Genomic DNA, 17676 nt, shown 5'->3' with positions numbered 1-17676 from the left:
GGTCACCAATCGACGGTCCCGCGCCCCGCCAGTCCCGCCACCAGCCCACCACCCAGGCCGACCCTCACGCCGACGCACGCAGCGTCTCGCGGATGTCGGACTTGAGCACCTTGCCGACCTTGGAGCGCGGCAGGTCGGGCCAGATCTCCACCTGCTTGGGCGTCTTGACGCTGCCCAGTCGCTGCTTGACGAAGGCGGTGATCTCCGCCGCCTCGAGAGTCGCGCCGGGCCGCAGCTGCAGCACGGCGGTGACCCGCTCGCCCCACTTCTCGTCGGGCAGCCCGATCACCGCGCAGTCCTGCACGTCGGGGTGGGCCATCAGCGCCTGCTCGACCTCGGTGGAGTAGACGTTGAAGCCGCCGGTGATGACCATGTCCTTGGCGCGGTCGACGATGTAGAGGTAGTTGTGCTCGTCGAGGTAGCCGATGTCGCCGGTGTGGTGCCAGCCGTACGCCGACGCCTCGGCGGTCGCCTCCGGGTCGCGGTGGTAGCCGGCCATCACGAGCGAGCTGCGTACGACGATCTCGCCGCGCTCGCCGTGGGGCAGGAGCACGCCGTCCTCGCCCATGATGGAGACCGTCACCAGCGGGGCCGGTCGCCCCGCTGATGACAGCCGCTCGTGGTCGATGCTGCCGTCGGGCCGGAAGTGGTCGCGCGGCGGCAGGGTCGAGATCATCATCGGCGCCTCGGTCTGCCCGAAGAGCTGGGCCATCACCGGACCGATGCGCATCAGCGCCTCCTCGAGCCGGGTCGCCGACATCGGCGCGGCGCCGTACCAGAAGCACTGCAGCGAGGTGAGGTCGACGGTGTCGAGGGCGCCGTGGGCGAGCACCATGTAGATCAGCGTCGGCGGCAAGAAGGTGTGGGTCACGTGGTGCTGCTCGAGCAGCTCCAGGAAGCGGCCGACGTCGGGGGAGCGCATCACGACGATCTCGCCGCCGAGCGCCAGGACCGGGAAGCACAGCACGCCCGCCGCGTGGGTGAGCGGCGCGAGCGCCAGGTAGGTCGGCCGGCCGACGAACGGGTAGCTCATCAGGGTGATCGCGGTCATCGTCTCGAGGTTGGTCCCGGTCAGCATCACGCCCTTGGGCCGGCCGGTCGTGCCGCCGGTCCCGACGATCATGGCCACGTCGTCGACCGGGGGGAGGTCGACGACGTGGCCCGCCATGAAGTCCTGCCACGAGAGTGCCCCCGGCAGCCCGGCCGGCGGGGCGCCGTCGAGGCACACCAGGGTGGCCAGCCGCGGGAGGTTGCCGCGGATCTGCTCGACCAGCGGGGCGAACCGCTCCTGGAAGAAGAGCGTGACGCACTCGAAGAGCTCGAGCAGCTCCTGGTTCTCGACCGCCTCGTTGCGCGGGTTGATCGGGCACCACACCGCGCCCGCCCGGCTGATGCCGAAGACGCAGGTGAACGCGAGCGGGTCGTTGGCCGACAGGATCGCGACCTTCTCGCCCGGGTGCACACCCCGCTCGGCCAGGCCCGCGGCGATCCGACCGCTGAGCTCCTGCACCTCGGCGTACGACCACGTCTCGCCGTCCGTGGTCAGGCAGGGCGCGTCCGGCCCGAGGGACGCTCCCTTGTCGAGGTAGTCGGCGAGTCGCACGCTCAGCCCTCGACCGTCAGGACCGGCTCGGAGACGAGGCCGAAGCTGCGCAGCACACCGAGCAGCTCACGGTGCCCGAACGCCTGGCAGCCCGATGCGAAGCCGACGCGCCTGGGTGGCTGCTGGAGCAGGGAGTACGCCGCGTAGGCCTGCAGCGCCCCGGTCTGCTTGTAGTTCTGGTTGCCGTGGATGACCACGTGGGCCCGGCCCAGCGGCCCGGACGCGTGCACGGAGTCGAGCGACTTGTTGACGCGCGGGTTCTCCCGCGGTGGCATCTGGCTCATCACCTGGGAGGCGGTCGCGGTGAGGGCGGCGTACTTGTCGTCGGGCGACATGTCCTTGGTCGCCTCGACGGCGGCGGCCACGATCTGCGGGACGCCGGTCATCAGCTGCTTGTTGAAGACGCCACCGAGCACCTTGACGTTGGCGACCCGGGGGTCGCGTCGGTACCAGACCGGATGCGACGTCCCGCCCCACGGCAGGGCGAGCGCGAGCTCGTGCTGACCCGGGATGGCGAGCTGGTAGAGGCCGGCCTCGGGGTCCCACGGCGCGTACTGGTTCTGCTCGAGGTAGTAGGCACCGGCCAGGGCCGCGTTGACCAGGATGGTGAGCGTCGAGGCGACGGTCGGGCTGCCGCCCCAGAACACCGCGACGTCGAGCGTGTCGAGGCCGGGCTTCTCGAGCGCGACCTCGACGGCGATCTCGCCGGTGGTGTACATCTGCGCGATGCCGGGTGCCAGGAGCAGCCCGGCGGCGGCGAAGTCCGCGCCGTACTGCTCGTCGCAGGTGATCAGCCAGTCCTGCTCGCCGGTGGTGTCGGTGTAGTGGGCACCGGCGGCCAGCGCGGCCTCGACGACGGCCGGGCCCAGCTGGCTGAACGGCCCCACGGTGTTGAGGACGACGGAGGCTCCGTCGAACAGGCGCGCCAGGGCCTCCGGGCTGCCGTCGCACTCGACGACCTCGTAGTCGGCGGTCTCGATGCCGGCGACGTTGGACTCCATCGAGCTCTTCAGCCGACCCTCGTCGCGGCCGGCGGCGACGAACGGCACGTGGTACTCGCGGAGGTACTCGCAGATCAGCCGGCCGGTGTAGCCCGAGGCGCCGTAGACGACGACGCGACGCTCGTTGCGCGGTGTGGTCGACATGCTCACATCCCCATCCCGCCGTCGACCGGCAGGCCGATGCCGTTGACGAAGCGGGCGCTGTCGGAGGCGAGGAAGACCACGGCGTCCGCGATGTCGGCGACCTCGCCGAGCCGTCCGCTCGGGGTCAGCTCGACGACGGCGCCGACGGCCTCCTCGGGGGAGCCGAAGAGGCCCAGCGCGGCCATGTCGACGGCGAGGCCCTGGCCCATGGCGGTCGGGACCAGGCCGGGGTAGACGCAGTTGACGCGTACGCCGTACCCGAGCTTGCCGGCCTCCATCGCCGCGACCCGCGTCAGCCGGTCGACGGCCGACTTGGTGGCCGAGTAGATCGGGATGCCGGGGAAGGCGATCGTGGCCGCGACCGACGAGATGTTGATGATGCTCCCGCCCCGGCCGGCGACCCCGTCGGGGCGCATCGCCCGCAGCCCCCACTTCAGGCCCAGTGCGGTGCCCAGGACGTTGACCTCGAGCATCGTGCGGATGTCCTTCGGGTCCACGTCCACGACCAGGCTGCTGATCTCGACGCCCGCGTTGTTGACCAGCACGTCGAGGCCGCCGAAGCCGGAGGCGACCGCGGTCACGGCGTTCTCCCAGCTGCCCTCGTCGGTCACGTCGAGGTGCACGAAGCCGTGGCCGTCGCCCTCGAGCGAGTCGGCGACCTTCTCGCCGAGGTCGTCCTGCAGGTCGGCGACGACGACCCGGGCACCGGCGGCCGCGAGGGCGTGCGCCATGCCCTCGCCGAGGCCCTGGGCGCCCCCGGTGACGAGGGCGGTGCGGCCGCTGAGATCGAGCTGGGGCATGAAGGTTCTCCTCGGGGCGAAGTGGTGGCCGTCACAACGTAGGCCGCGACCCTTGACGACTGTCAAGACTTTGCTGGACAAATGCCCGGAAACGTCTGGACAATCGTCAAGATCGGTGATGGGGCGCGGTCCGGGCCGCGTAGAGTGACGCCCGATCGAGTCGGAGAGGCGAACCATGGCAGGCACCAAGCAGGCGCGTCGCGCGCCCGCGGACAGGTACGACGAGCGCCGCAACCAGCTCGCGGAGTCCGCGCTCCAGACCCTCGGCGAGCTCGGCTACGCCCGCACCAGCCTGCGCGAGATCGCCAACAACTCCGAGTTCAGCCACGGGGTCGTGCACTACTACTTCGCCGACAAGTTCGAGCTGATCATCTACTGCGTGCGCTACTACAAGTCCCGCTGCGTCACCCGCTACGACGCCGTCGTCGAGGACTCGACGACGCCCGAGGAGCTGCTCACCGCCTTCGCGGCCAAGCTGGTGGAGACGGTCCGGGAGGAGGCGGCCATGCACCGCCTCTGGTACGACCTGCGCACGCAGAGCATGTTCGAGGAGAAGCTGCGCGAGGCGGTCCTGATGATCGACGCGACGCTCGAGGCCATGATCTGGCGCGTCGTCAGCCGGTACGCCGAGCTCGCGGGTCGCCCGACGGCGATGACCCCGGCGGCGGCGTACGGCGTCCTCGACGGGCTGTTCCAGCAGGCGCTGCTCGGCCACCTGACCGGCAGCACGGTCGCCGTGGACTCGATGGCGGCGCAGGTGCACGAGCTGATGCCGCTCATGCTGGCACCCTCCGCGGCCTGACCTTCGGGTATCCTGGCCCCATGCGCAGGACCCTGCTCCTTAGCCAGCCGCACTGATCACCTCCTCAGTGCGGCCACCCCTCACGCCCGAGGGGTTTTTTTGTGCCCCGAGCAGATCCGAGACCACGCGAGAGAGACGACGATGAGCGAGCACGACGAGCCGGCGACGTACGACGTACGCGCCGCCCAGGACAAGTGGCTGCCGGTCTGGGACCGGCTGCAGCCCTTCCGCGCCGACGACGACTCGCCGCGCGAGAAGAAGTACGCGCTGACGATGTTCCCCTACCCCAGCGGCGACCTGCACATGGGTCACGCCGAGGTGACCGCGCTGCACGACGTGATCGCGCGCTACTGGTGGCAGCGCGGCTACGAGGTGCTCAACCCGATGGGCTGGGACTCCTTCGGCCTGCCCGCCGAGAACGCCGCGATCCGCAACGACGAGCACCCGGCGACGTACACCTACGCCAACATCGAGACGCAGTACGAGTCGTTCCGGCGCTACGGCATCTCCTTCGACTGGTCGCGCCGGCTGCACACCTCCGACCCGGAGTACTACCGCTGGACCCAGTGGCTGTTCCTGAAGTTCCGCGAGCGGGGCCTGGCCTACCGCAAGAACAGCCCGGTCAACTGGTGCCCCAACGACCAGACCGTGCTGGCCAACGAGCAGGTCGTCGACGGCCGGTGCGAGCGGTGCGGCGCCGAGGTCACCAAGCGCGAGCTGACGCAGTGGTACTTCAAGATCACCGAGTACGCCCAGGAGCTGCTGGACGAGCTGGACAACCTGGAGGCCACCTGGCCGGCCCGGGTCGTCGCTGCCCAGCGCAACTGGATCGGGCGCTCCGAGGGTGCGCACGTCTCGTTCGCCATCGACGGGCGCGACGAGCCGGTGACCGTCTACACGACCCGACCCGACACGATCTTCGGCACGACGTTCATGGTCATCGCGGTCGACTCCGCGCTGGCCGACGATCTGGTGACCGACGCGCAGCGGCCCGCGTTCGAGGCCTACCGCGAGGAGATCCGCAAAGAGACCGAGATGGAGCGGCTGTCCACCGACCGTCCCAAGACCGGCGTCGACCTGGGCGTCACGGCGACCAACCCCGTCACCGCTGAGCAGATCCCGGTGTGGGCGACCGACTACGTGCTGGCCGACTACGGCACCGGCGCGGTCATGGGCGTGCCCGGCGGCGACCAGCGTGACTGGGAGTTCGCGACCGAGTTCGGGCTGCCGATCGTGCGGACGACGCAGACGCCCGACGACTGGGAGGGTGAGGCCTTCCACGGCGAGGGTCCCGCCATCAACTCGCCGGCCCCCGGTGCCGCGGCGCCGCTGGACATCAACGGCCTGGGCGTCGCCGACGCGAAGCGCGCCACCATCGACTTCCTGGAGCAGCGCGGCAGCGGCACGGGCGCGGTCAACTTCCGGCTGCGCGACTGGCTGCTGAGCCGGCAGCGGTACTGGGGCGTGCCGATCCCGGTGATCCACTGCGCCAAGGACGGCGAGGTCGCCGTCCCGTACGACCAGCTGCCGCTGGAGCTGCCGGAGCTGCGTGGCGCCGACCTGAAGCCCAAGGGCGTGTCGCCGCTGGCCGCGGCAGAGGACTGGGTCAACGTCGAGTGCCCCACCTGCGGCGGTCCGGCCACGCGCGACAGCGACACGATGGACACCTTCGTCGACTCGTCCTGGTACTTCCTGCGCTTCTGCTCGCCGGGCTACACCGACGGTCCGTTCGACGTCGCGAAGGCCAACGCGTGGATGGCGGCCGACATCTACGTCGGCGGCGTCGAGCACGCGGTGCTGCACCTGCTGTACGCCCGCTTCTTCACCAAGGTGCTGCGCGACATGGGGATGCTGGAGGTCGGTGAGCCGTTCGCCGCCCAGCTGAACCAGGGCTTCGTGATCAACCAGGGCAAGAAGATGAGCAAGTCGCTGGGCAACGGCGTCAACCTGGGGGACCAACTCGCGGAGTTCGGGGTGGACGCCGTACGCCTGACCCTGGTCTTCGCCGGCCCGCCGGAGGACGACATCGACTGGGCCGACATGTCGCCGGCCGGCTCGCTGCGCTTCCTGCAGCGGGCCTGGCGGCTGTCCGGTGACGTCACCTCGGCCGTCGGCACGTCGCCCGAGGGCGGCGACGTCGCGCTGCGGCGGGTCACCGCCCGCACGGTGCACGACGCGGCCGAGCTGGTCGAGGCCTACCGGTTCAACGTCGTGATCGCCCGGGTGATGGAGCTGGTCAACGCGACCCGAAAGGCGATCGACTCCGGCTCCGGACCGGCGGACCCCGCCGTGCGCGAGGCCGCGGAGGCGGTTGCCGTCCTGCTGTCGCTGGTGGCGCCGTACACCGCGGAGGAGATGTGGGAGCGGCTGGGGCACCAGCCGACCGTCGCCCGGGCCGGCTGGCCCGCCGTCGACCCGGCGCTGCTGGTCGAGGAGTCGGTGGTCGCGGTGGTCCAGATCCAGGGCAAGGTCCGGGCGCGCCTGGAGGTGTCTCCCGACATCTCCGAGGCCGACCTCGAGCAGCTGGCGCTGGCCGACGCGGACGTCGTCCGCGCGATCGACGGCCGCGAGGTGCGCAAGGTGATCGTGCGCGCACCCAAGCTCGTCAACGTCGTGGTGTAGGTCGCTACTCTTCCCCGCATGCCGGTCGCGATCGTCACGGACTCGACCGCCAGCCTCCCGCCGGAGCTGGCGGCCGAGCGTGGCATCGTCGTTGTGCCCCTCCAGGTCGTGATCGGCTCCAGGGTGTACGACGAGGGTGCCGACGGGGCCACCCCCGACCTGGTCGCGGCCGCGCTGAAGGAGTGGCGCCCGGTGAGCACCTCCCGGCCCGGGCCGGCGGCGCTGCTGGAGGTCTACGAGCAGGCCGCCGTCGCCGGCGCGACCGAGATCGTGTCGGTGCACCTGTCCGGCGACATGAGCGGCACCTTCGAGTCCGCCCAGCTCGCCGCTCGCGACTCCTCGGTGCGGGTGATCCCGGTCGACACCCGCCAGGTCGGGGTCGCCACCGGGTACGCCGCGCTCGCGGCCGCCGACGTCGTCGCGGCCGGGGGCACGGCCGAGCAGGCCGCCTCGGCCGCCCGCGAGCGGGCGGCCGCCTCGTCCTCGCTGTTCTACGTCGACACGTTGGAGTACCTCCGCCGCGGTGGGCGCATCGGTGCCGCCGCCGCGCTCCTCGGTGGCGCGCTGGCGGTCAAGCCGCTGCTCCAGATCGACGACGGCAGGGTCGCCTCCCTGGAGCGGGTGCGTACGTCGGCCCGCGCCCTGGCCCGGCTCGAGGAGCTGGCCGTCCAGCGCGCCGGCGAGGAGCAGGTCGACGTGTGCGTGGCGCACCTCGCCAACCCCGAGCGTGCCGGGCAGCTCACCGACAAGCTGGCCCAGCGCCTCGAGGCGAACCTCGGTGGGCGCGAGGTCTGGTGCGGCGAGCTCGGCGCCGTGCTCGGCGCGCACGTCGGACCGGGGATGATCGCGGTCTGCGTGGCGCCGCGCGCCTGATCCGGGCCACCGGTCGTCCACAGCCGCGGCTCGGGACCCTTTCTCCACAGGGGTCGTCGCCGTGGCTGGCTGAGGTCGGAGGCGCTGCCTAGCGTCGCGGCATGACCTCTCTGCGACCTCGCGCCGACCACCAGGACGCCGTCTCGCGGCGGCTGGCGTCACTGACGGCCGACATCGCCTCGACGCGGCCGCGGCAGCCACCCGTCGCGGAGGCCGAGGACGACGCGTGGCTGGCGGGACACACCCGGATCCGACCGCTGCGGGCCGTCCCCGAGCCGGCGCACGGCCCGGATCCACCGTGGGTGGGAGTCCGTCCCGGGGCCCCGCCCGTGCCCACGCCGGGTCGGCACGCTGCCCGCAGGCGCGGCACGCCCCTGCTTCCCGAGGCACTGCGGGGCCGGGTCGCGCTCGGGCCGACCCAGCTCGTGGTCGTCGCCGTGCTGGTCGCCGTCGGGATCGCCGTGACGGGCTGGTGGGTGGTCCGCGGCGACCCGGAGCGCCTCGAAGCCCCCCGTGCCCCGGTCTCCTCGGGGCGCGCCGGCGCCGCTCTGTCCGGGGCCTCGGCGCCGCTGGCCGACGCGGCGCCGACAGCGAGCGGTGCTGCGGCGGCGCCCGCGGGCGCCGCGAAGGAGGTGACCGTCGACGTGACCGGCAAGGTGCGACACCCGGGGATCGTCGTGCTCGACCTCGGATCGCGGGTGGTCGACGCCGTCGAGTCGGCGGGAGGCCCTCGCCGCGGCGTCAGCCTGTCGTCGCTCAACCTCGCGCGGGTGCTGGTCGACGGCGAGCAGATCGTCGTGGGCGGACCACCCGCACCGACCGCGGGGGCGGCGGCCGCCGCAGGCGCCCCCGCGCCGGGCGGCCCGATGGTCAACCTCAACACCGCCACCGAGTCCGAGCTCGAGACCCTGCCGGAGGTGGGCCCGGTGACGGCGCAGTCGATCGTGGCCTGGCGCACCGAGCACGGCGGCTTCAGCTCGGTCGACGAGCTCCTCGAGGTCGACGGCATCGGTGACGCGACGCTCGCCAAGATCGCTCCGCACGCGACGATCTGAGGTGGGCGTGGCGGAGCGTGAGCCCCCGCGCGAGCGGGCCGACCTGCGGATGCTGGTGCTCGCGGGTGCGGCCTGGGCGGGGGCGGGCGTCGGCCGGTGGCTCGGGTGGTGGGTGGTGGTCGTGGCTCTGGCCGGTGCGGTCGCCCTGTGGGCACTGAGCCGGTGCACCACCGCCGACCTGTCCCGGACGGTGGCGGGCGCCCTGCTGGTCCTCACCGCCGTCGGCGCCGTCACCGTGCTCCGCCTCGACCAGGTCCGGCGCAGCCCGGTCGAGGCACTGGCCGAGGACGGCGCCACCGTCCGACTGGTGGGGACCGTCCGCTCCGACCCACGCGCGGTCTCCGCGCGCTACGGCGACCTGGTCGTCACCCGGCTCGAGCTCCGCGAGGTGACCGGCCGCGGGACGACGTACGCCGCGGCGGCACCGGTGCTGGTGATCGGCGACGCCGACTGGCTCACCGTGCCTCTCGGTGCCCGGGTGCGCGTCGGAGGTCGGCTCTCACCCGCTGACGACGACGACCTGGCCGGCGTCCTGTCCGCCCGGGGTCCGCCCGACGTCGTGGCACAGCCCGACCTGTGGTGGCGCGGGGCGGCCGCGGTCCGGAGATCGATCCGCGACGCGGTCGAGCATCGCCCGGCCGACCAGCGGGCGCTGGTGCCGGCGCTCGTCGACGGTGACGACGCCGGGGTCGACGACGCGCTCGCGGATGACTTCAGGACCACCGGCCTCACCCACCTGCTGGCCGTCTCGGGCACCAACCTCACCCTGGTCGTGGGCTTCCTGCTGGTGCTCGCCCGGTGGGCCGGCCTGCGGGGGCGGGCCCTGCTGGGCGTCGGCGCTCTCGGCATCGTCGGGTTCGTGCTGCTCGCCCGCACCGAGCCCAGCGTGCTGCGCGCCGCGGTGATGGGGACGGTCGCCCTGTTCGCGATGGGCGCCGACGGCCGGCGGCGAGGTCCGCGCGCGCTCGGCGTCGCGGTCGTGGTGCTGCTGCTGGTGCAGCCCGGGCTCGCCGTGCAGCCGGGCTTCGCGCTGTCGGTCCTGGCCACGGCGGGGATCGTGCTGCTCGCCCCGGGCTGGCGCGACGCGATGGCGCGCTGGCTGCCTCGGTGGGTCGCCGAGGCGGTCGCGATCCCGTCCGCCGCCCAGCTGGCGTGCACGCCGCTGGTCGCCGCCCTGTCGGGACAGGTGAGCCTGGTCGCGGTGGCGGCCAACCTCGCCGCGGCGCCCGCGGTCGGACCGGCGACGGTCCTGGGGCTCACCGCGGGCCTTCTCGGCCTGGTGCTGCCGGCCGGCGGTGGCGCGCTCGGCACCCTGGCCGCGTGGTGCGTCGCCTGGATCGTCACCGTCGCCACCCGGTGCGCCGCGCTGCCGACGGCGGCGCTCGAGTGGGGGAGCGGTGCCCCCGCCCTGGCTGTCCTCAGCCTGCTGGTGGCGGCGATCGCGCTGCTCGGCCCGCTCGTGCTGCGCCGACCCGTCACGGGCGTCGGCTGCTGCGTGCTGCTGACCCTGGTCGTGGTGGTGCAGCCGCCGAGCCCCGGGTGGCCGCCGCCGGGCTGGGTCCTGGTCGCGTGCGACGTCGGGCAGGGCGACGCCCTGGTGCTCAACGCCGGTCGCGGGGCGGGCGTCGTGGTCGACAGCGGCCCCGACCCGGTGGCCGTCGACCGGTGCCTGGACCGGTTGGGCGTCCGCGAGCTGCCGCTGGTGGTGCTCACCCACTTCCACGCCGACCACGTCGACGGGCTGGCCGGGGTGGTGGACGACCGCCGGGTCGGGACCGTCGAGACCACCACCCTGCGCGACCCGCCGGGCGGCGTGCGCGAGGTGGGGTCCGTCGCCGGGTCGGTGGGTCGGTCGCCCGCCCCGACGCCGTACGGCGTGACCCGACGCGTCGGCGCGGTGACGCTGCAGGCGCTGTGGCCCCCACCGGGGGCGCCCACGACGGGACCGGGCGACGGCAGCACCGCCAACGAAGCTAGCGTCGTGCTGCTCGTGGAGGTGCGCGGCGTCCGGATGCTGCTCACCGGCGACATCGAGCCGGAGGGGCAGCAGGCGCTGGCCCGGTCTCTGCCGGACCTCCACGTCGACGTGCTCAAGGTGCCCCACCACGGCAGCCGCTACCAGGACGAGCCCTGGTTGCTGTCCCTCGGCGCCCGCGTCGCGCTGGTGAGCGTCGGCGCCGACAACGACTACGGGCACCCGGCCGAGGCCACCCTCACCCCGCTGCGCCGGGCCGGCACCCGGGTGCTGCGCACCGACCTCGACGGTGATCTCGCGGTGATCGCCGACGGCGACGGCCTGTCGACCGCGACCCGCTGAGGCCTCACTCCGGGGCGTCGGCGGGCTGTGGGACGCTACGTGCAATGTCCAGCTCTCCGCCCCGCGCCGCCGATGTCCTGGGCCGGGTCACCCTCGTGACCGGCAAGGAGGAGTTCCTCAACGAGCGCACGGTCGTGGCCGTCCGCGACAGCGTCCGCACCTATGACGCCGAGTCGGAGTTCTCCGAGACGGTCGGCTCCGACCTCACCCTCGGCACCCTGGGGGAGCTGGCGGCGCCGTCGCTCTTCTCGAGCGTGCGCTGCGTCGTGGTCCGCGGGCTGGAGAACCTGCCCGACGAGTCGGTTGAGGGACTCCTGGCGTACGCCGCCGCGCCGGCCGACGAGGTCGCGCTGGTGCTGGTGCACGGCGGTGGCCAGAAGGGCAGCGGCACGCTGACCAAGCTCCGCAAGCTCGCCACCGTCACCGAGTCCAAGTCCGGCGAGCTGCGCCCCTCGGAGTACCCGAGCTTCGTGGCGGCCGAGGCTCGCCGCCACGGCGCCACGATCGAGCCCGACGCCGCCGACTTCCTCGTGCAGGCGGTGGGTCAGGACCTGCGCTCGCTGGCGGCCGCGGCCGACCAGCTGACCAGCGACTTCATCGGACAGGCGATCACCGCCGACAAGGTGAAGCAGTACTTCGGCGGCCGCGCCGAGGCGAAGTCCTTCGCGGTCGCCGACGCCGCGTTCTGGGGGCGCCGGACCGAGGCGCTCGAGGAGCTGCGGTGGGCCCTCGACGGCGGCACGCCGGCGGTGCTGGTCACGTCCGCGTTCGCGGGCGGCGCCCGCGGCGTCGCGCGCTACCGGTCCGCGCCGCGCGGCATGCGCGAGGCCGACCTGGCTCGCGAGGTCGGCGTGCCCCCGTGGAAGCTGCGCACGATCCGCGACCAGTCACGCGGGTGGTCCGACGGCGGCATCGCCCGGGCGATCCAGGCGATCGCCCGCGCCGACGCCGACATCAAGGGCGCGGCGAGCGACGCGTCGTACACCTTGGAGCGGCTGGTGCTCACCGTCACCGCGCTGCGCGACCCGCGCTGACACCGGCACCCGGCGAAATGACATCGACCCGCCTGACGAGGTCAGACGGGTCGACGAACGACCGACGTGCCACCTGGGGACCAGGTGACGGGGAGGATCAGAGCGAAGCGGCCTTCTTGGCGATCGCGGACTTGCGGTTCGCGGCCTGGTTCTTGTGGATGACGCCCTTCGAGGCGGCCTTGTCGAGCTTGCGGGCGGCGTCCTGACCGGCCTTGACGGCCACGTCCTTGTCGCCGGCCTCGGCGGCCTCGCGGAACTTGCGGACGGCGGACTTCAGGCCGGTCTTGACAGCCTTGTTGCGCTCGTGCGCCTTCTCGTTCTGCTTGTTGCGCTTGATCTGGGACTTGATGTTCGCCACTGGTGTGCCTTCGCGTCGAGGATGATCGGTGATCGGTCGTTGTAACGTCGGGTCGCGCGCACGGTGGATCCACACGTGACGCGACGGACAAGGCTAGCAGCGGCGCTCGGATGCACCAAAACCGCCGGGGCCGGCCTCAGGACCAGCCGCGGCGCTCGCCGAGCCACCGCCAGCAGACCTCGCCCTGCCACCGCTGCGCGTCGCGGATGTACGGCGAGGTGGGCGGCACCGGCTGGGCCGCGGACACCAGGAAGTACGCCGTGACCAGCGCGATCAGGACGTCGACCGACTCCGCCGGCACGTCGCGGGTCAGCGCCGAGGACGCCAGCACGGCGTCGACGTCCAGTCCGTCGCCGCGAGGCCCGATCATGAGCAGCACGGTGTCCAGCCAGGCGGCGCCGACCACCGGCCAGTTCCAGTCGCAGAGCAGCACCCGTCCGTCGGTCGCGAGCAGCAGGTTGTCGTCGCGGATGTCGGTGTGCACCAACGTGGTGCCGTCCGTGACGTCGGCGAACCGGCCGGCCAGCGCGGCGGCCTCGTCCAGGTGCTCGACGAGCCCGGGCAGGTCGGGCGGAGCGGCGCGCAGCGTCTCCCAGTACGCCGGCCAGGAGGCGAACTCGGCCACGAACGACTCCGTCGTGAGCTCGTCGGGCGGGGGAGTGAGCACGCCCGCCAGCCGCTCGGTCATCGCCACGCACAGGTCCAGCTCGGCGGCGCGCCAGGGTCGCCGAGGCGCCCGTGCCTCGACGTGCTCGATGCCCAGCACGACCCAGTCGTCGGCGTCGTGCGTCCACAGCAGGGCGGCGGCCGGGGCGTCGGCGGGCAGGGCGGCGAGCTTGCGGGCCTCCTCGCGGTAGGCCTCGGCGAACATCCGCTGCGCCTTCAGCGAGGCGGCCTTCACGAAGTGCCGCGAGCCGTCCTCGCAGACGAGCACGGAGGCGAACCCGGGGGTGAAGCCCGAGCCCTGCGAGACCGCCTCGACCACCGGCGAGCCGCACCGGCGCTCCACGAGAGCGCGCAGCGGTGGTGGCAGGTGGGACCACTCGAGGCGTCGCGCCGTCCTGCCGTGCGGGATGGTCGTCGGGAGTCGTACGTCGGGCATGCGCCAATCCTTCACCACAGCCGTCACTCGAGTCGTCACTAGGCTGCCACCGTGCCGGACACCGATCGGGAGCGCGACCTCGAGCGCTTCATCACGTTCATCGATGCGATCGTGGCGATCGCCATCACGTTGCTGGTGCTCCCGCTGGTCGAGCTGACTGCCGACGTCGAGGAGTTCGACACCGTGGCGGACCTCCTGCGCGAGCACCAGACGCAGATCTGGGCGTTCCTGCTCAGCTTCGTGGTGATCGCCCGGCTGTGGTTCGTCCAGCACGAGTCGGTGCGCCACGTCATCCGCTACCACCGCCGGGTGGCCCAGCTGCTGATGGTCTGGGTGCTCACGATCGTCTTCCTGCCGTTCCCCACCGCCCTGGTCGCCACGTCGGGCAGCAGCGCGCTGACCAAGGTCCTCTACCTCGGCTCGATGGTCGTCTCCACGGCCGTCCTGACCGTGCTGGAGGCGTTCCTGGTCCTGCACCCGGAGCTGACCGACGGAGCCGACGACGCCGACCCGGTCGCCGGCGTGACGAACGTCGTCCTGCTGCTCGCGGCCCTCGCCATCTCCGTCGCCGTACCCGCCGCCAGCTACTTCCCGCTGCTGCTGCTGCTCGTCGCCACCCCGGCGGCGAACGGATGGCGGCGGCTGCGCGGACGCGGTCCGCGGCCCTCGCGTGTGGGAGAATGAGGACGCCCCCCGTACGTGACCCGAGAGACGTCTGTGCCCAACGCTGCTGCACCCCTGCCCGGTCAGACCGACCCCGCGATCATCCGCAACTTCTGCATCATCGCGCACATCGACCACGGCAAGTCCACGCTCGCCGACCAGATGCTTCGGCTGACCGGTGTCGTCGACGCGCGGGCGGCCCGGGCGCAGTACCTCGACCGGATGGACATCGAGCGCGAGCGCGGCATCACGATCAAGAGCCAGGCCGTGCGGATGCCGTGGACGGTGCCCGACGGCAACGCCGAGGGCGCCGACGCCGGCACCTACGTGCTCAACATGATCGACACCCCCGGTCACGTCGACTTCACCTACGAGGTGTCCCGCTCCCTCGAGGCCTGCGAGGCGGCCGTGCTCCTGGTCGACGCCGCCCAGGGCATCGAGGCGCAGACGCTCGCGAACCTCTACCTCGCGATGGGCGCCGACCTCCACATCATCCCCGTGCTCAACAAGATCGACCTGCCCGGCGCGAACCCGGAGAAGTACGCCGCGGAGCTCGCCGGCCTGGTCGGCTGCGACCCCGCCGACGTGCTGCGGGTCAGCGCCAAGACCGGTGAGGGCGTCGAGGGCCTGCTCAACGAGATCGTGCTGCAGACCCCGGCTCCCGTCGGCGACGCCGACGCCGCCCCGCGCGCACTGATCTTCGACTCCGTCTACGACACCTACCGGGGCGTGGTCACCTACGTCCGGGTCATCGACGGCAAGCTCAGCCACCGCGACCGGATCAAGATGATGTCCACCGGTGCCGTGCACGAGATGCTCGAGGTGGGCGTGATCAGCCCGGAGCCGGTCAAGGCCGGCGACCTCGGCGTCGGCGAGGTCGGCTACCTGATCACCGGCGTGAAGGACGTCCGCCAGTCCCGCGTCGGCGACACCGTCACCAGCCAGCACAACGGCGCGACCGACGCCCTGGGCGGCTACAAGCACCCGAACCCGATGGTCTACTCCGGGCTCTACCCGATCGACGGCGACGACTACCCGACGCTGCGCGACGCCCTGGAGCGGCTGCAGCTCAACGACGCGGCGCTGACCTTCGAGCCGGAGACCTCCGGTGCGCTGGGCTTCGGCTTCCGGATCGGCTTCCTCGGTCTGCTGCACATGGAGATCACCCGCGACCGCCTCGAGCGCGAGTTCAACCTCGACCTGATCTCCACCGCGCCCAACGTGGTCTACGACGTGGTCATGGACGACGGCGCGACGCTGGTCGTCACCAACCCGAGCGAGTACCCCGAGGGCAAGATCGCCGAGGTCCGCGAGCCCGTCGTCCGCGCCACGATCCTGAGCCCGAGCGACTACATCGGCACGATCATGGAGCTCTGCCAGACCAAGCGCGGCAACCTGCAGGGCATGGACTACCTGTCCGAGGACCGCGTCGAGATGCGCTACACGCTGCCGATGGGCGAGATCGTCTTCGACTTCTTCGACCAGCTGAAGTCGCGCACCAAGGGCTACGCCTCGCTCGACTACGAGCGCTCCGGCGACCAGGCCGCCGAGCTGGTCAAGGTCGACATCCTGCTCCAGGGCGAGCCCGTCGACGCGTTCTCCGCGATCGTGCACAAGGACGCGGCGTACTCCTACGGCGTGATGATGGCCAGCAAGCTCAAGGACCTGATCCCGCGCCAGCAGTTCGAGGTGCCGATCCAGGCCGCGATCGGTGCCCGCGTGATCGCCCGGGAGAACATCCGCGCGATCCGCAAGGACGTGCTGGCCAAGTGCTACGGCGGCGACATCACCCGCAAGCGCAAGCTGCTGGAGAAGCAGAAGGCCGGCAAGAAGCGGATGAAGAACATCGGCACCGTGGAGGTCCCGCCCGAGGCCTTCATCGCCGCGCTCTCCACCACGCAGCCCTCGGAGAAGTCCAAGAAGTAGTGGTGCGCTTCGCTCGGGTCGGTGACGACCAGTGGGACATCGTGGCCTGGCTGTGGCAGGCCTTCCGCAACGACCTCGCGCCGGTCGTCGACGGGTTCCCGTACGCCGACGGCCGCTACCGGCATGACCGGCTGGCCGACTACCCCGGCCCCGACCGCGAGGGCTGGTTGGCCTGGTCGCCGCACCCCAACACCGGTGAGGCGGCACCCGTCGCGTTCGCGCTGGTCTCCGGCATCGGCACGCTCGAGCAGGCGATGGCGGAGTTCTTCGTCGTACCGGCGGCTCGTCGTGGTGGCACCGGACGGCGGCTGGCCGCGCACGTGCTCGCGCAGCACCCCGGCCGGTGGTGCGTGGCGTTCCAGGACGGCAACCCGGTCGCCGGGCGGTTCTGGCGCACCGTCTTCACCGAGGCGTACGGCGACGGCTGGGTCGAGACCGAGGAGCCCGTGCCCGGCCGGCCCGACGTCGCACCGGACCACTGGATCCGGACCACGTGAGCGCCGCCGTGGTGCGCGCGCTGCTCGAGGAGTGGCAGCTGACGCCCGACGGTGAGCCCACCGAGGTCGTGCCCGTCCGGACGTCCAGCGGCCGGCCGGCGGTGCTCAGGGTCGGCGCCGCCGAGTACGCCCACCTCGCCCTGCAGCACTGGCACGGCCGTGGTGCCGTGCAGCTGCTGCGCGCCGACCCGCACCGCTCGGCGCTGCTCCTCGAGCGCCTGCATCCCGAGGACCTCGGAGAGCTGTGGGACGTCGAGGCGTGCGAGGTCGTCGGCGGGCTCTACGCCCGGCTGCACGTCCCGGCCATCCCGCAGCTGCGCACGCTCACGTCGTACGCCGAGGGCTGGGTCCGCGAGCTCGACGACCTCCCGCGCGACGCGCCGCTCCCGCGCCGGCTGGTCGAGCAGGCCGCCTCGCTGGGTCGCGACCTCAGCCGCGACGACGCCAGCACCGGCCGGACCATCCACACCGACCTGCACTACGCCCACGTGCTCGCCGGTGACCGCGAGCCCTGGCTGGCGATCGCCCCCAGGCCCCTCAACGGCGACCCGCACTACGAGGTCGCCCCGATGCTCTGGCACCGCTGGGACGAGCTCGTCGGCGGGCCCCGCAGCATCCGCGATGGGGTCCGGCTGCGCTTCCACACCCTCGTCGACGTCGCCGGGCTGGACGAGCGGAGGGCGCGTGACTGGGTGGTCGTGCGGACAGTGGTGCACGTCCTCCACGCCCTCCAGGGGCCGCGTGGGCCCTCGGACGCCGATCTCACCCGGTGCATCGCCATCGCGAAGGCCGTCCAGGACTGACGCACCAGGTTTCAACCGCGGCGCGGAACGGGAAGGTCCCCTCACAGCATGGCGTGACTCGGCACGCGTCATTCAA

Annotated in this window: 15 protein-coding genes; 10 read left to right on the top strand and 5 right to left on the bottom strand. The window is 72.4% G+C overall.

Annotated elements, in window-relative coordinates:
• Positions 1–64 precede the first annotated feature (64 nt).
• Genes N542_RS0100920 through N542_RS0100910 form a run of 3 tightly spaced genes read right to left on the bottom strand, consistent with a single transcriptional unit; the run spans position 65 to position 3548 of the window.
• Positions 65–1603, bottom strand: a complete 1539-nt coding sequence (locus tag N542_RS0100920) for an acyl-CoA synthetase (protein ID WP_028642325.1) — start codon at positions 1601–1603, stop codon at positions 65–67.
• 2 nt (positions 1604–1605) lie between these two features.
• The gene (locus tag N542_RS0100915; protein ID WP_028642324.1) at positions 1606–2748 is read right to left on the bottom strand and encodes a DUF5938 domain-containing protein; all 1143 of its coding nucleotides are present in this window, start codon (positions 2746–2748) and stop codon (positions 1606–1608) included.
• 2 nt (positions 2749–2750) lie between these two features.
• Positions 2751–3548: an SDR family NAD(P)-dependent oxidoreductase gene (locus N542_RS0100910; RefSeq protein ID WP_028642323.1), complete on the bottom strand. Its 798-nt coding sequence runs from the start codon at positions 3546–3548 to the stop codon at positions 2751–2753.
• 175 nt (positions 3549–3723) lie between these two features.
• Here N542_RS0100910 and N542_RS0100905 point away from each other — a divergent pair, with 175 nt between their 5' ends.
• The 6 genes from N542_RS0100905 to holA all read left to right on the top strand — a co-directional run bounded on the left by N542_RS0100905 (position 3724) and on the right by holA (position 12251).
• On the top strand, positions 3724–4350 hold the full coding sequence (locus N542_RS0100905; protein ID WP_028642322.1) for a TetR/AcrR family transcriptional regulator: 627 nt from the start codon (positions 3724–3726) through the stop codon (positions 4348–4350).
• A gap of 141 nt (positions 4351–4491) precedes the next feature.
• The gene (leuS, locus tag N542_RS0100900; protein WP_028642321.1) at positions 4492–6972 is read left to right on the top strand and encodes a leucine--tRNA ligase; all 2481 of its coding nucleotides are present in this window, start codon (positions 4492–4494) and stop codon (positions 6970–6972) included.
• Positions 6973–6990: 18 nt separating this feature from the next.
• Entirely contained in the window at positions 6991–7845 is an 855-nt protein-coding gene (locus tag N542_RS0100895) for a DegV family protein (RefSeq protein ID WP_028642320.1), read from the top strand.
• Positions 7846–7946: 101 nt separating this feature from the next.
• Positions 7947–8900, top strand: a complete 954-nt coding sequence (locus N542_RS27725) for a helix-hairpin-helix domain-containing protein (RefSeq protein ID WP_081794941.1) — start codon at positions 7947–7949, stop codon at positions 8898–8900.
• Positions 8901–8907: 7 nt separating this feature from the next.
• On the top strand, positions 8908–11217 hold the full coding sequence (locus tag N542_RS0100885) for a ComEC/Rec2 family competence protein (RefSeq protein WP_028642319.1): 2310 nt from the start codon (positions 8908–8910) through the stop codon (positions 11215–11217).
• Between the two features lie 44 nt (positions 11218–11261).
• A complete protein-coding gene (gene holA, locus N542_RS0100880) occupies positions 11262–12251 on the top strand; it encodes a DNA polymerase III subunit delta (protein ID WP_028642318.1) in 990 nt (329 codons plus the stop codon).
• Between the two features lie 97 nt (positions 12252–12348).
• Here holA and rpsT read toward each other — a convergent pair whose 3' ends face one another.
• Complete coding sequence (rpsT, locus tag N542_RS0100875) at positions 12349–12609, bottom strand: 30S ribosomal protein S20 (RefSeq protein ID WP_028642317.1); 261 nt, start codon at positions 12607–12609, stop codon at positions 12349–12351.
• Positions 12610–12745: 136 nt separating this feature from the next.
• The gene (locus N542_RS0100870) at positions 12746–13711 is read right to left on the bottom strand and encodes a phosphotransferase (RefSeq protein ID WP_051551260.1); all 966 of its coding nucleotides are present in this window, start codon (positions 13709–13711) and stop codon (positions 12746–12748) included.
• A 51-nt stretch (positions 13712–13762) separates the two neighbouring features.
• On the opposite strand from N542_RS0100870, the gene N542_RS22785 reads away from it, so the two are divergent.
• From N542_RS22785 to N542_RS0100850, 4 genes are read left to right on the top strand one after another with little or no spacing between them, the layout of a single operon-like run.
• Positions 13763–14395 (top strand): TMEM175 family protein, encoded by a 633-nt coding sequence (locus N542_RS22785; protein ID WP_051551259.1) that lies wholly within the window; start codon positions 13763–13765, stop codon positions 14393–14395.
• A gap of 33 nt (positions 14396–14428) precedes the next feature.
• A complete protein-coding gene (lepA, locus tag N542_RS0100860) occupies positions 14429–16300 on the top strand; it encodes a translation elongation factor 4 (RefSeq protein WP_036505904.1) in 1872 nt (623 codons plus the stop codon).
• A 2-nt stretch (positions 16301–16302) separates the two neighbouring features.
• A complete protein-coding gene (locus N542_RS22780) occupies positions 16303–16797 on the top strand; it encodes a GNAT family N-acetyltransferase (protein ID WP_051551306.1) in 495 nt (164 codons plus the stop codon).
• A complete protein-coding gene (locus N542_RS0100850; protein ID WP_231482348.1) occupies positions 16794–17600 on the top strand; it encodes an aminoglycoside phosphotransferase family protein in 807 nt (268 codons plus the stop codon). The genes N542_RS22780 and N542_RS0100850 overlap by 4 nt, the downstream gene beginning before the upstream one ends.
• The last annotated feature ends 76 nt before the right edge of the window (positions 17601–17676 follow it).

Source organism: Nocardioides sp. URHA0020, assembly GCF_000620705.1.
GTDB lineage: Bacteria > Actinomycetota > Actinomycetes > Propionibacteriales > Nocardioidaceae > Nocardioides.
This window is presented reverse-complemented; position numbering and strand designations above follow the sequence as displayed.

Coding starts and splice junctions, on each gene's coding strand:
- N542_RS0100915 (WP_028642324.1), bottom strand. CDS start 2,748: ATGTCGACCACACCGCGCAACGAGCGTCGCGTCGTCGTCTACGGCGCC.
- N542_RS0100910 (WP_028642323.1), bottom strand. CDS start 3,548: ATGCCCCAGCTCGATCTCAGCGGCCGCACCGCCCTCGTCACCGGGGGC.
- N542_RS0100905 (WP_028642322.1), top strand. CDS start 3,724: ATGGCAGGCACCAAGCAGGCGCGTCGCGCGCCCGCGGACAGGTACGAC.
- leuS (WP_028642321.1), top strand. CDS start 4,492: ATGAGCGAGCACGACGAGCCGGCGACGTACGACGTACGCGCCGCCCAG.
- N542_RS0100895 (WP_028642320.1), top strand. CDS start 6,991: ATGCCGGTCGCGATCGTCACGGACTCGACCGCCAGCCTCCCGCCGGAG.
- N542_RS27725 (WP_081794941.1), top strand. CDS start 7,947: ATGACCTCTCTGCGACCTCGCGCCGACCACCAGGACGCCGTCTCGCGG.
- holA (WP_028642318.1), top strand. CDS start 11,262: ATGTCCAGCTCTCCGCCCCGCGCCGCCGATGTCCTGGGCCGGGTCACC.
- N542_RS0100870 (WP_051551260.1), bottom strand. CDS start 13,711: ATGCCCGACGTACGACTCCCGACGACCATCCCGCACGGCAGGACGGCG.